Annotated in this window: 13 protein-coding genes; 4 read left to right on the forward strand and 9 right to left on the reverse strand. The window is 65.9% G+C overall.

Translation table 11 applies throughout. From position 1 onward, the window contains the following. Positions 1 to 12 precede the first annotated feature (12 nt). The 5 genes from QFZ50_RS07125 to QFZ50_RS07145 form a co-directional block, all read right to left on the reverse strand. Positions 13 to 306 (reverse strand): hypothetical protein, encoded by a 294-nt coding sequence (locus tag QFZ50_RS07125; protein WP_307083046.1) that lies wholly within the window; start codon positions 304 to 306, stop codon positions 13 to 15. A 9-nt stretch (positions 307 to 315) separates the two neighbouring features. Continuing rightward, the gene (locus QFZ50_RS07130) at positions 316 to 1,221 is read right to left on the reverse strand and encodes an ANTAR domain-containing protein (protein WP_307083047.1); all 906 of its coding nucleotides are present in this window, start codon (positions 1,219 to 1,221) and stop codon (positions 316 to 318) included. Between the two features lie 628 nt (positions 1,222 to 1,849). Then, the gene (locus QFZ50_RS07135) at positions 1,850 to 3,202 is read right to left on the reverse strand and encodes a DUF2254 domain-containing protein (protein ID WP_307083048.1); all 1,353 of its coding nucleotides are present in this window, start codon (positions 3,200 to 3,202) and stop codon (positions 1,850 to 1,852) included. A gap of 423 nt (positions 3,203 to 3,625) precedes the next feature. Next, entirely contained in the window at positions 3,626 to 4,081 is a 456-nt protein-coding gene (locus QFZ50_RS07140; protein WP_307083049.1) for an HAAS signaling domain-containing protein, read from the reverse strand. Next, positions 4,078 to 4,419, reverse strand: coding sequence for a PadR family transcriptional regulator (locus QFZ50_RS07145; RefSeq protein WP_307083050.1), 342 nt, complete (start codon positions 4,417 to 4,419; stop codon positions 4,078 to 4,080). Before QFZ50_RS07145 ends, QFZ50_RS07140 begins: the two co-directional genes overlap by 4 nt. 244 nt (positions 4,420 to 4,663) lie before the next feature. On the opposite strand from QFZ50_RS07145, the gene QFZ50_RS07150 reads away from it, so the two are divergent. The 3 genes from QFZ50_RS07150 (at position 4,664) to QFZ50_RS07160 (ending at position 6,276) form a co-directional block, all read left to right on the forward strand. Beyond that, entirely contained in the window at positions 4,664 to 5,278 is a 615-nt protein-coding gene (locus tag QFZ50_RS07150) for an SGNH/GDSL hydrolase family protein (RefSeq protein WP_307083051.1), read from the forward strand. A gap of 315 nt (positions 5,279 to 5,593) precedes the next feature. Continuing rightward, positions 5,594 to 5,998 (forward strand): VOC family protein, encoded by a 405-nt coding sequence (locus QFZ50_RS07155; protein WP_307083052.1) that lies wholly within the window; start codon positions 5,594 to 5,596, stop codon positions 5,996 to 5,998. Then, positions 5,995 to 6,276, forward strand: a complete 282-nt coding sequence (locus tag QFZ50_RS07160) for a winged helix-turn-helix transcriptional regulator (RefSeq protein ID WP_307083053.1) — start codon at positions 5,995 to 5,997, stop codon at positions 6,274 to 6,276. Before QFZ50_RS07155 ends, QFZ50_RS07160 begins: the two co-directional genes overlap by 4 nt. Before the next feature lie 241 nt (positions 6,277 to 6,517). On the opposite strand, the gene QFZ50_RS07165 is transcribed toward QFZ50_RS07160, so the two are convergent. Next, the gene (locus QFZ50_RS07165) at positions 6,518 to 7,174 is read right to left on the reverse strand and encodes a VOC family protein (protein ID WP_307083054.1); all 657 of its coding nucleotides are present in this window, start codon (positions 7,172 to 7,174) and stop codon (positions 6,518 to 6,520) included. 519 nt (positions 7,175 to 7,693) lie between these two features. Here QFZ50_RS07165 and poxB point away from each other — a divergent pair. Next, positions 7,694 to 9,412, forward strand: coding sequence for a ubiquinone-dependent pyruvate dehydrogenase (poxB, locus tag QFZ50_RS07170; protein ID WP_307086709.1), 1,719 nt, complete (start codon positions 7,694 to 7,696; stop codon positions 9,410 to 9,412). 70 nt (positions 9,413 to 9,482) lie between these two features. Here the strand turns inward: poxB and QFZ50_RS07175 are convergent, their stop codons facing one another. The 3 genes from QFZ50_RS07175 to QFZ50_RS07185 form a co-directional block, all read right to left on the reverse strand. Then, positions 9,483 to 9,692: a hypothetical protein gene (locus QFZ50_RS07175; RefSeq protein WP_307083055.1), complete on the reverse strand. Its 210-nt coding sequence runs from the start codon at positions 9,690 to 9,692 to the stop codon at positions 9,483 to 9,485. After that, positions 9,689 to 10,384 (reverse strand): hypothetical protein, encoded by a 696-nt coding sequence (locus tag QFZ50_RS07180; RefSeq protein ID WP_307083056.1) that lies wholly within the window; start codon positions 10,382 to 10,384, stop codon positions 9,689 to 9,691. The genes QFZ50_RS07175 and QFZ50_RS07180 overlap by 4 nt, the downstream gene beginning before the upstream one ends. Before the next feature lie 124 nt (positions 10,385 to 10,508). After that, on the reverse strand, positions 10,509 to 13,202 hold the full coding sequence (locus QFZ50_RS07185; RefSeq protein WP_307083057.1) for a LuxR C-terminal-related transcriptional regulator: 2,694 nt from the start codon (positions 13,200 to 13,202) through the stop codon (positions 10,509 to 10,511). Positions 13,203 to 13,378 lie beyond the last annotated feature (176 nt).

Below are 13,378 nucleotides of genomic sequence, written 5' to 3' on the forward strand. Positions count from 1 at the left end.
CTCCCGGGCAGGTCAGGCACTCCAGCCGAGGACGGTGCCACCGATCACCATCGCGCCGAACCACGTGGCCACCGCGACGACAGGCACGAGAAGCACCCGATAGGACCGGCGTAGCACCAGTTTCACGCCGACACGGGTCAGCACCAGCCACCACGCGAGGAACAGTGCCAGGGCCCAGAGCGGGGCGACGAGACCGCTGGTCAGATAGAAGTACCCCGCCACGAAATGTGCGGCTGCGGCAAGAACGGCAGCCACCGCGTAGAGCGCGAGGCCCCCCTGCCTGAGTGCGGGCTCGGGAAAGTGCACACCCGCAGTCTAGTCAGGGAGCTCACGGCCGGGTCTGCGCGGAGCCGACTCGTCTCCGTGCACCCGTGGGTGCCAACGTGCTCCTCGATGAATCTCTTCCAGGCCACGTGTTCTCGAATGCGCGTTCGGTGTCGGTGGTTCCCTGCTGGGCAGAGGACTTCTCGTGGGTGAAGTTTGTGACGAGGAGGCGACTGTGCTGCGGTGGTTCCTTTCACCGGGGGGGGTTTGCACGCTGTTGATGATCACCTCGACCAGGGCATGCATCTTCATGTTGCGGTGACTGGCGGCTGACTGCAGTATCTCGATCGCTTCGGCATGGGAGCACCTGCTCTGCTCCATCAGGATCCCGGCGGCAATGTTGATGCGGGTGCGACTGGCGGAAGCCGCGACCAGGTCCTCGCTGCGGCCGGAGAGCAGCGATAAGCGGACACCGAACGCAAGAGCGGTCCGTGCGACGTCGTGAAGCGCAGCGATGTCGGCCGCGACCTGCGGCAGCAAGGGACCCCATCGTGACGGCCGGGACGGATACAGGCAGATCCCGAGGTGACTGTCCTCACCGATGGGGCGAATCTGTTCAAGGACCGACTGGACACCCGGACCCATCCGCTCCCGCTCGGGGTACTCATCCACGTCGACGGCATCCGGCCGGCCGGCCGGTGCTGCATCCTGATCAAGTGTGGTGCGCCGTTGCACGGCTGACGCCCGGCGCCGGGCGAGGTTGGCCGCATCTGTGGTACTGGCGACGACCAGGGGTCTCTTGCGTGGTCGCAGGAGAAACACCCCGCACTCGGCGGTACCGGAAGGGACCGTGCGCAGAGCATGCTCGGTGAGTAGGTGAAGACACGCTTCGAGCGGTTCATCGGCGAGAACGAGCGAGAGCAGGGCATCTGCTACGCCCGCGAGCGGGTGGGACATCGCCTGAGACTCGGTGTGAGATGTGGGGTGAGGCATGGGGTCGTTTTCTGTCGGGTACGCCGGCGCCCGGACGCTCGTCGGCTCTGCGGGTTCGACCTTTGCTTAGCGCACTCCGCAACCCAACCCTACAAAGCAGCCACCCGCAGCGGAAGCACCAGATAACGCCTACTATCCGCGATACCCACGCAACTGGCCCTGTGCTGTCGAGGGATTGAGGAGTTGCTGTCACTTCAACGCCCCGGACCGTTCCGGAGTCGCCTCGGAGTCATCTCGGAGTCATCTCGGAGTCGTCCCGGAGTTATCTCGGAGTCGTCCGGGGTGTGAACTTCTGGAAGCGCCCATGCGCGCGGGCAAGGACTCTTCCAGAAGCCCGAAAGCTGCCCACTGCTCAGCAACCCGGTCGAAACATCAGGGCCCGCCCCTGACAGTCCCGTCGGGAGGGACGGCGTATCAGACGCCCACACCCGCAGCGCACATGCTGGGACTAGTCGGTGAGCCATGATCCGAGCAACCTGCCTGCTCCTCGCTCAACCAGGACGTGATCGGCTGCTGACCGTCGTCGGTTCCACAGGAACAGACAATCGGACACTCCACCATGTACGAGGAGTACGCCGGTAGGCCGATGCTGTCAGACTGATCTGGTTTCGCCGGCCCGGTCCCGGTATGCGTCATCAGCGTTCCCCTGCAATGCCAGGTCCACGCGGGCAGCGAGGTCATGGACAGCGTCAGCGTCGTAGGGAAGCATCGAGGGGTCCATCGCATCGAGGATCAGTCCGACCTGAGCGCGAATGCCCTTGCCTTGGGTGTCGTCCCGGACATTGATCGCGCAGTCCCGGAGCAGGCGCAGCAATGCAGAGAGCACCAACGGCTCGGAACACCCGAACCGGCGCACGGGTGCACACACCAGGTCCAGATAGTAGCGGTGATCCCGGTCTGGGGTGATCACCCGTGGCGTACCGTGGACGTCGTTGTGCTGCTGGGAGCCGAGCTTGCAGCCCTGCAACTGCACGAGTAGGTCCGCGCAGTGACCCACCGCGTGGACTGCTGTGATCGGATCGTTGATCGCCGGTGAGATGGCTTTCACCGCGATGTCGGTCAGCTGGCGCAGCCCCAGAGCGGGGTCCTGCTCGAGCGTGCGTTCAAAGCCCATCTCGACCGCCACTGCCAGAGCCTCGGACATCTGCTCTGCCACGGGACCGGTCACGTCCCGGCCATCGTCCGTCGAGAAGCTTCCGAGAGGGGTGCCGACCGTCACCCGATCCCCCGGTCTGACACCTACCCGGACGACCACACGAGATTCAGTGGCCGCCTGCACCAGAACCTGGGGCCGGACGGCCTTGACGAACCCGCTGCGCGCTGCCATGACCAGGGTCCCGCCTTTGGGGCTCGAAAGGCTCGAGCTGAGGTCCCTGGAGTGGTCCTCGTACTCCGGGTATGCCTGCCGAGCCGCTCGTGAGGCTTCCTGGTGAACGGCGAGCATCATCGTGTCCACCCGCAGGGACTTCACGATGTGGCCGACATAGAACAGCAGGGCTCCGGCGGATCCGAGCCCCATCACGAACACCAGGGCCGGCACCAGCACCGGTAGCGGGCGCTCCGCATCCATTCCCCGCAATCCGGTCACCGATACCACGAACGTCGACATCAGAATGCCCAGAACCGTCTGGGTCACCCGGTCCCTGGCGAACTCGCGCAACAACCGCGGAGAGAACTGCTGAGACGCCACCTGCAACGCAAGCACGGTCAACGAAAAGATCAGGGTCGTGGCCGTCATGATCGAACCGGCCACCACCTGCAGCAGCGCCATCGCGGCGTCGGTACCGCTCGGCCACAACCATGTGGCCCACGCGGGGCTAGGATCCGGGCGGACCGTCAAGAGGAGGATCGTCACCCCCAGGGACACGACAGCGGCAAGGAACGGCCAGAACCACAAGGTTGCACGCAAAACCCAAGTGAAACGTGACCTCGTACCCGCACTCATCTCCTTACCCGGACCGGTTCGGCTTCTGATCCTTACCCGGCGCAGTCGGGACAGTACTCTCGTTCTGGTTCATCGGCGTCAACTCTCCGGAGTTAGTCAGTCTACTTACTAAGTAAACGTGCCAAGTCTCCAGCGGATGCGTCAATGACAAACATGCACCTCCTGCTCGCCACAGATGTGCAACAGGCAGAGGGCCAGGGGCTTGATCAGCAGGAGCCCCCGGAGGATCCTCCAACGGACGGCCAGGGCGCTTCGTCACGACCTCACGTGGCCGAACAGGCCGACTGCCGGGAACGCTGCTGGCGGATCCGTTATCGGGACGGACGGCCAAGACGCTTCTCGGCTTCGAGTTGCTCACGGACAGGGGCGTGGGCAGGCTTGCAGCCACCGAGTTCCAGGAGCCTGTCGCAGCCCGTCGACAGGTCAGAGGGCGTGCACGAGGTGACTGATGAACAAACAGGCCGAGAACACGACCGACACAGCGGACACCCAGCAAGCAGCGCGCTGCAGCGCCCGGTTCCCTGAAGCCTGTCTCAGCCGCACGATCGCCCAGACGAGGATCGCGAACGCGACGAAGGGGAAGACGTAGAACACCAGACTCACTATGGAGCCCACGAGCAGCCAGACGTCCACCCAGGAGCGGGCCGCGATGGGTGCCGACGTGGCGGCGGCGGCGACCTGCTCGACCGGCCCGAAATCGGCGACGATGCGTTCAGCGGTGTTGTCCGACGCTCCATCTCGGGTGAGCATCTCGGCGGCATGTTCGCGCATCGCCTGGATCGTCTCAGCGCGCTCCCGGGCGTCAGTGCCGATCAGCGCGCGATCGAGATCGGCGAAGTATGCCTCCAGAAGTGCCGGCAGCGGTTCGGTGGTGGTCATGAAGATTCCTTGATCATGGTTGTGACATCCGCAGCGAACACGCTCCAGGTCTCCATGAAGACCTGCAGAGCGTTCTCGCCCGTGTCAGTGAGGTGGTAATAGCGGCGGGGCGGACCGACCGGTGATGGCTCCAGCGTGGTGGTCACCCATCCCTGCTGCCGTAGACGTGAGAGCAGCGGATAGAGCGTGCCCCCGCTGGCGAACAGGACCTTCCCCTCGCCGAGACGATCGGCGATCTCCAGCCCATACGCCGCCCCGGAGCGCAGGCAGGCAAGCACGCAGTAGTCCACTGTGCCTTTGCGGAGTTGCGTCAGGACCGAATCGGGGGAAGGTGCCATGCACTGCATGCTACCGGTACCCTGCAGTGCAAGCAACCGGATGGTGGATGACGGCACGCTAACGGTGCCCGACCTCGAGGCGGGTCTGGGCTTCTCCATCGACGGTCTCGGACATCGACTGAGCCGGCGGAACGACGAGATCGGACAGGCGGGAGCACACGCCGACCGAGCTTGATCGCCGATCCCCTTCTGGTCCTTCGTGGTGATGGCTGGACTCCGGCGCGTGTGCTGCTAGCGTGTGCCGGTGACCATCAGGATGGGGATCTACGGGGACAGTATCGGCACCGGATGGCGGGGCATCTCGGACCGCAGCAAACGCTGGACGAGCATCACGTGCGCCACCCTGAACCTCGAGGAGCACAACTTCTCGGTGGACGGCCTGGGCTTCATCCGCCGACGCGACACGGACGCTTTTCCGTTGCACCCCTTGCAGATGGTCATCAGCGCCCAGCCTCACCTTGCTCTGATCGCACTGGGCCAGAACGACTACGAGTGCATCCCCGAGCGGAAGAGTGAACTCCGCCGCATGATCATTCAGGACATGACCACCCTCCGGGACGCCTTACCCACGTCCCAGGTGCTCGTCGTGGAGCCGTACTGGCCATCGACACTCCAGGAACCACCGAGGGGCCGGGATCTCTTCGACCTGCACGGTGAGTGCGCCCAGGAAGCTGAATTGCCGTTCATCAAGGGACAGCGCGGCGTTTTCGGCGAGGACTACCTGCCGTACCTCTACCCTGAAGAGGGCCAGCTCCACCCCAACGATCAGGGCCACGCGGTCCTCGCCGCCGCCATGATTGCGGCTCTTTCCCCCTACGTTGAACAAGCCCTCCTCCAGCAAGCCTCCCGAACCCGGTAGAGGGTGGTTGATCGTGGGCGACGAGGATCCCGCAGAGGACTGCCGGCCTGGAGGTGCCGTGATTGGCACCTGACCTGTTCCACAGCCGCCGTACGATCGCCGTATGCCGTAAGGCCGTTCTCCTATCGTGACCCGCTGGCCTACGCGGGATTCACCCTTCTCACCACGGGCGTCGTCAGGCGTGCATATCTATGGCTGGGGCACGCGACCAGGAGAACACAGTGACGGATCGGCCGGCCCCGCAGTCGCTCCTGCTCCCAACGACCAGCCGGGGCGGGTCTTGACGTATCACTTGCATTTTGCAAGTATAGCCGCATGAGCCTCTTCATCACTTGCCCCGTCGAGAGCGTCGAGCGTGCGACAGCCTTCTATACCGCCCTTGGCTGGACCCTGAACACTGAGATGTCCGATCACAACGTGTCGTGCTTCGCGATCGCGCCCGAGCAATACGTCATGCTCGGTAGCCGAGAGATGTACGCAAGCATTGGTGGGGCCGAGGAGCTGGTCGGCGGACCCGGCACGCCCTCGAAGGTGACTGTCTCGTTCGACCTCGGCAGCCGCGAGGCGGTTGACGAGCTCACCGCACGCGCCGGCGCCGCCGGCGGACGGATCGGCGACACCGACGACTACCCCTTCATGTACCAGCGCCAGTTCGACGACCCGGACGGCTACCACTACTCGCCGTTCTGGATGAAACCGGACGTCGATCCGACCGCATGAGCGACCTGGCCGCGGCTCTCGACATCGTCGGAGCGCGGTGGGCCCTGCTCGTCGTCGAGCAGCTACTCGACGGGCCACAGCGCTACAGCGATCTGCAGCGCGAACTCGGCGCGCCGACGAACATGCTCGCGACCCGGCTACGCGAGCTCGAAGCGGCCGGCGTACTGTCGCGCCTGCCACTCCGGCACAACACCCGGGCCTATGCGCTGACCGACCGGGGGCTTGCCCTGCGCGAGGCGATCGTCGCGCTCGCACGTTGGGGCGCGCAGGAGGTCTAGATATCGCGAGTACACGCACCGCATCATGCACAGTCCGGTAGAAGGGTCCCCTCGCGGGCGACCACCCTGCATCTGGTTCGGCGCGGCTCTCGCAAACCCTGGAGATTCGCGACGTCCCGTCGACCGCAGGCCCTCCTCGGGCTACCGTCTTGCCCCTCTCCCGAGCGCGGTGCGCCCTGTGCGTGCTGTCCTCAGGCGGAGACCGCACTGACAGCGACGACCCCGCCCCAGGGGTCCCGGATCACCGCGCTCCTGAATCCCGGGGTATTCGAGGGTGGCAGCAGGAGTCCGCCCCGAGATCCACCGCCCTCTCAGCGATTTCGTCCGCACTGCCGACGGAGAAGTTGATACTCCAGTGCGCCGGAATATCGGTGCCGTCGGTGGTGGTAGCTACTGCCACTATCCGGTCGTCGCGAACCCATCGTGAGAAGGTACCTTCCGGCGAAGACTCCAGTTCCCAATCGAACATCGTCCGGTAGAACTCTTGGGCCTTCTCCAGGTCCGGAGTGTGCAGCGAACTCATCGCCCAACTATTCGGCTGATCGACGAGCTCGACGCGGTGGTCTTCTCCCGCTTCTCGCAGGCAGAACATGACTCCGGAGGAGTCGGCGATCAATGCCGCGCGCGTCGAGGCCCGATATTCGGCGAGCCCGCGGCCGCCCGCCTGCTCAGCATGGGCCAATGCTTTCCCGACATCATCCACACGGACATGGGTCAGCCATCCAGCCGGTGACCGCGGAGGAGCCTGCCCGACGCCGGCCACCAACCGCCCGTCGAGACGGGCCAGGTAGTACTCGCCGCTGAAACCCGACATCCGGATCGGTGCATCGAAGTCCCAGCCGAACAGGGCGCCATAGAACTGTGCAGCGGCCGGCGGATCCGGCTGCCAGGTGTCCACCCAACAGGGTGCGCCTATCGAGGAAACATCCCGCGTGGACATACACAGCACCTCACTCGATGTCGCTGACCGACCCCGAACCAGGATGGGTCAGGTAAGCATACTTTTGGGAACGATCGCAGCGGTGGCAGAAGACGGCTGAGTGGAAGCCTCGAGTGCGAAGCAGAATCCCGCTCGTGAACGGTCGGTTGCGCTCACCCACCACGCTGGTCCACCGGCTTCGGCAGCTGCCCGGACGGTGACGTGATCCGATTGGACCGCGAGAGTAGCGTGCCGATCGCGACGACGCGGAAGTGTGGGTGGTGAAGGGGCGCGATGATCGCGCAGTCGAACAGACTGCTCGAGCTGGTTGAGGATCGTCTGGACGACGACATCGATGTGCCGTCCATGGCGGCCATGCTGGGCACTGGGCTCTCCCGCTGCGCCAAGCACACGGATGCACTCGAAACAACCATGGAACTGCCCGATCCCCGCCGCTTAGACTGGCCGAGCCGCCTGCAGGCCCTACGGAGGAGCAGCATGACCACGATCGCCGAGACCGTCGTCCACAACCTCGCCGCCAACGGGATCCAGCGTGTCTGGGGCGTTCCCGGCGACTCCCTGAACGCGGTGACCGAGGCCATCCGCCGGGAAAAGGGCATCGAGTGGATGCTCGTCCGGCACGAGGAGGAGGCTGCGTTCGCTGCTGCCGGGGAGGCGGCGCTGACGGGCGACCTCGCGGTGTGCGCGGGCAGCTGCGGCCCCGGCAACCTGCACCTCATCAACGGGCTCTACGACGCGCACCGGAGCCGGGTACCCGTGCTCGCGATCGCATCCCACATCCCGACGGACGAGATCGGCAGCCAGTACTTTCAGGAGACGCGGCCCACCGAGCTGTTCCGTGACTGCACGGTCTTCTGCGAGATGGTGCTGAGCCCTGAGCAGATGCCACGGCTGTTGGAGATCGCAATGCGGACGGCCATCGAGAAGAGGGGCGTCGCGGTGCTCGTGATCGCGGGCGACACCGCGCTTCAGGCCGCCTCGGACGAGCGCGTCTTCACGGTCCGTCGCACCGACCCGGTCATCGTGCCCTCCCCGTCGGAGCTGCAGGACGCAGCCACCACACTGAACTCCTGTGAGAAGGTCACGATCCTCGCGGGCGGCGGCGTGGCGGGGGCGCGCGATGAGGTCCTCGCCCTTGCCGACGTACTCGGAGCGCCGATCGTGCATGCCCTCCGCGGGAAGGAAATCATCGAGCACGACAACCCGTTCGACGTCGGCATGACCGGGCTCCTCGGCTTCGCGTCGGGATACCGCGCCATGGAGGACTGCGACGCGCTGCTGATGCTCGGTACCGACTTCCCGTACCAGCAGTTCTACCCGAAGAACGCAAAGATCCTGCAGGTCGACGTACTGGGCGAGCAGCTCGGGCGCCGGGTGCCACTTACCCAGGGCATGGTCGGCGGTGTGCGCGCGACGGCGGCGGCGTTGCTGCCGTTGCTCGAGCGGAAGCAACAGCGCACCCACCTCGAGAAGTCGCTTGACCACTACCGCCGCACCCGCGCGCAGCTCGACGACCTCGAGAAGCAGGGCTCAGGCGCCATCCATCCGCAGCACCTGGCCCACCTGATCGACGAGCTCGCGGACGACGACGCGGTCTTCCTGCCCGATGTCGGCACTCCGGTGATCTGGGCGTGCCGGCACCTGCGCATCGGCCCGAAACGGCGCCTCATCGGCTCCTTCTGGCACGGCACCATGGCGGCGGCGACCCCGCTCGGCATGGGTGCCCAGGCTGTGGACCGGAACCGGCAGGTCGTGGTCCTCGCCGGCGACGGCGGCCTGGCGATGATGCTTGGCGAGCTGCTGACGGCTGTGCAGCACGAGCTTCCGATCAAGATCGTCGTGTTCGACAACGCGGCGCTGAGCTTCGTGGAAGTGGAGATGAAGGCGGCCGGCATCGTCAACTTCGGCACCGGACTCCAGAACCCCGACTTCGGTGCGGTCGCTCAGGCGGTGGGAATGCACGGCGAGAGTGTGACGCGCCCGGAGGACCTCGAGGGTGCCCTGCGCCGCGCGTTCGCACACCACGGCCCCGCGCTCGTCTCCGTCGCAGTGGAGCGGCAGGAGCTCTCAATACCGCCGAAGATCGAGGCGAAGCAGGCCACCGGCTTTGCGGTCTACGCGCTGCGCACTGTGCTCGCCGGCAACGGCCGCGAACTCATCGACCTCGCCCGAGCCAACGCTCGCCAGCTGCTCTGAGCAGAACGACCGGCCGCGGACCCTTCACCGGTGCGGAAGAGGCTCGGCGTAGGCCGGCGGGCGTACGCCGTCATGCGGCATCGTTCGTGCTGTTGATGGATATGAGGTTCATGCCCAGGTCGCCTACGCGTCGAATCAGCCCGTGGAGGGCGGCTTGGTCGATGACGGCACCGGTGAGGAGGGTGTGCTGCTCCGCATCTAGTGTGAGCGTGAAGCCCTCGAACCATTCGCTCCATCCCGGGTCGAGTCGCCCCTCGAGCCGTATCTGGTAGCGGTTCATGCCGCTGGACCGAGGCGGGCCTCATCCGCTCGCGCCTGCTGGGCTGCGGTGTCTGCGGTGTTAGAGCGCTCGTCGGACCAGAGGGAGTAGCCGAGCCAGATCAGGGCGAGGCCCATGGGAACGGCGGCCAGGCGTTCGAGCGTGTGGGGCAGGAGCGCGCCCGCGACGGGCGTGATGGCTGCTGCTGCGATCAGCAGGATGCCGGCTCCTCGTGACAGAACCCGGGCGCGGAGGACGGCGATGCCGAAGAGCAGTGCGCCGACCACGTAGAGCAATGCTCCGAGGTTGGGGAGTGCGGCTAGTGGACCCAGATCGGTGACGGCCTCGTACCGGCCGAAGAGTCCGACGACGTCGACGGAGACCTGGGGTGCGTCGGTGACGAACAGGGGGGCGATGATCGCTTCGGCGAAGTTGAAGGCGGCTTGCAGGATCAGGAAGAAGCCGAACATCAGGTACCCGATCAACCCAAGGACCCCGAGTTGCCGTACCTGCCGGAGATAGATGCCGGTGATTCCCATGAGTGCGAGTACCGCCTCGGCGAAACTCAGGAGGTGGACGAACTGCCATCGTTGTGTCGTCAGCGAAGCGACCACGTCGGCTGGGTGGATGAACTGGATGACGATGTAGGCGAGGCCCGCGAGGGCCGCGGCGGCCGCGGCTCCGCGGGTGAGGGTGGATGTGGTGATGCTCATGATGCGCTCCTCTGGTTCCGATGCGCCGGATGATCGTCCGGGCACATTCGAAAGCTACGCAGCCGTGTGGTGACACGGCATCACCACATTTCTTGATCGGATGGTGATTCTTGTGGAAGTGCCTTCAGATCAGGCCCAGCGATTCGGCGCGGCGGACGGCGGCGGCCCGGCTGCTCACGTCGAGCTTGAGGAAGATGTGCTTCGTGTGGGTCCGCATCGTGTTGAGTGAGACGTAGAGTTCGCGGGCGATTTCCGGCCCTGACAGCTCTGTGGCGAGAAGCCTGAGCACGTGGAACTCACGTTCACTGAGCGTTTCGTAGGGTTGGTCCGGGGACCCGGCGTCGCCGGTGTCGCGGAGGGCCTGGCTGAGCCGACGCACGAAGGCCGGGCAGATGCCCGCGCCGGCGGCGTGGCGCAGGAGTGCCAGCATCGGTGCGCCCTCGTCGATGAACAGTCGGGCATAGCCTTCGGGCTCGGTGTCCGTCAGGGCTCGTTCCAGGGGCACGAGTGCCAGGGATATCTGGCCCTGCGCGTGGAATGCCAGAGCCTGCAGCACCCGGATCTCGCTCATGCTCCCCGTACGTCCGCCGGCTTCGGCTGCAACGAGCAGGCGACCGAGTAGCTCGTGTGCCTGGTCGAGAGAGTGACTCAGGGGGTATTCGCGGTGCTCTGCGATCAGCAGCCGAGCGAGAGTGATATGGCTGAATTCGGAGTGGTAATCGAGCATCCCGCAGGGTGTCAGTGTCTGCTCGTCCACCCACGCTCGTGCTTCCCGAAGGTGCCCCTGGGCGATCAGGATGCGGGCGCGCAGGCCGCCGATCGGTCTGACGTCGGGGAAGAAGCCCCGCCGGTAGTGCTGTTCGGCGCCCGTGAGAGCTTCGAGGGCGAGCTCGGGTTGCCCGAGGGCTTCGTGCACTCTGGCCATCGCCACGAACCACCGGTAGCGATGTTCGTGCGAGAGCGCGCCTTCGCCCAGTTCGGTGCTTGCCGCCAGGTGCTCCTGGGCGAGCGACAGCTCGTTGCACTCCCGATACAGGTCACTGAGCCCTGCATGGAGGTCCGCTGTCGGTGGGCCACCGTTGCCGTGGTCGATGGACTGCTGCAGCGCGGCCTCATAGATCGTCCGGGCTTCCCGCAGTCGACCGAGCGGCAGCAGCATGTCGGTGATCACCATGGTGGTGCTCAGCGCATCGGTCAGGTTGCCGGCGAGGCGAAGGCTTGCCGCAGAGTTCCTGAAGGCCACGACGCCGGCCTCGAGATCGCCGCCGGCCCACAAGGCAAGGCCCAGCAGGCCGGCCGCCGCGCCCCGCCCCAGGTGGTCTTCGGGCCTCGCCGAGTCGAACGCGCGATGAGCGTGAATCGCGAAGCCGGCTTGGTCTCCCCGGGCCAGGGCGAGGGAGGCGCGGTAGAGCTCGATCGTGACGGGCAGGTTCCGGAGTTCCTCGCCGGGCTCGGAATCATGGGCGGGATCTTCGCCGTCATCGGACATCGCGAGGAGACGTTCTGCTGCGGTGAGTTGATGATCGGCGGAGAAGATGTCCCCGGCGACGAGTGAGGACCACGCGGAGAACACCCTCAGCACTGGCCTGCGGTTCCTGGCATCATCCGGCAGCCTCGCGAGCCAGCCGAGGAGGGTTGCGTCCTGTCGGCTCTTGCGGACACCGGGGATGGCCGCTTCGATCAAGCGCGCGGCCCCCGGGAAGTCGGCTGCTTCGAATGCGTGCCTGACCGCTTCGTCGGGCGCGTCGTTGTTCTCGTACCACGCACTGGCCGCCCTGTGGAGGGCCGCAACGTGCGCCGTGCCGTGCGTGAGCAGCCTCGAACGCAGAACCTCGGCGAAGAGGTGATGGTATCGGTACCATTGCCGCTTGTCGTCCAGGGGCACGATGAACAGGTTGGCGCGCTCAAGGGATTCCAGGATCTGGGTGCTGTCGGTCCGTCCGGTCACCGCATCACACAGCGGCCCGCTGAGCCGGTCAAGGACTGCCGTCTGGAGGAGGAACTCGCGCAGGTGGAGCGGTGCCCGGCGGAGAACCTCCTCGGAGAGGTAGTCGATGACGAAGCGGTTGCTGCCGGTGAACGCGTCGATGAAGGCCGGGACATCCGTACTTTCGCGCATGGACAGCGCGGCGAGTTGGAGTCCGGCGATCCAGCCCTCCGTGCGGGTCTCGAGCGCAGCGAGGTTCTCCTGGGTCAAGGCCAGGCCCATGACCTGGTTGAGGAAGGCGGTCGCTTCATCCTGGGTGAAACGCAGGTCGGCGGCGCGTAACTCGGTCAGGCGGCCGCCTGCTCGCAGCCGCGCCAGGGGAAGGAGCGGATCAGAACGGCTCGCGATGGCGACGTGCATCCCGGGTGGCAGGTGATCAAGCAGGAAAACGACCGCGTCACGGACCGACGTGTCCTCGATGACCTGGAAATCGTCCAGGAAGAGGATCATCGGCCGCGCGCTGCGCGTCATGTCATTGATCAGCGGGGTGAGGGCCGCTTCGGCCGGCAGTCGCACCTCTGGATCCTCCGAGCCGACGTCGGGGTCGGCCCGATGAAGTGCGGCAGTCAGGTAGGTGAGGAAGCGGACAGGATCGTTGTCGCTCTCTTCAAGGGACAACCACGCGATGCACATGTCCGGGTTCTGCCGGCGCAGCTGCGCTATCCACTCCCCCAGGACGGTGGTCTTGCCGAACCCGGCCGGTGCACAGACGAGCGCGAGTCGTCGTCCCGACCGGAACCCGGCGACCAGACGCTCCACCAGACGAGGACGGGACACCGACTCAGAGCGCTGCGACGGAACGAAGAACTTCGTACTCAGCACCGCCATCATCACTGGCTCTCCTCACGATCGCACGGACTGGGCGGCCAGCATCTCCTCAGGGCGGACCGGGGATCCAGGACGTCCCCAGTGACCGCTTGCGAGTGCCGGTGGATGACGTGCTCGGCCACCGCCAGGCTGATTATCCATGATGCCCCGGTGCGGACGTGGCTGCGGGCCGATCAGCG

Origin of the sequence: Arthrobacter agilis (assembly GCF_030816075.1) — a bacterium.
Lineage (GTDB): Bacteria > Actinomycetota > Actinomycetes > Actinomycetales > Micrococcaceae > Arthrobacter_D > Arthrobacter_D agilis_E.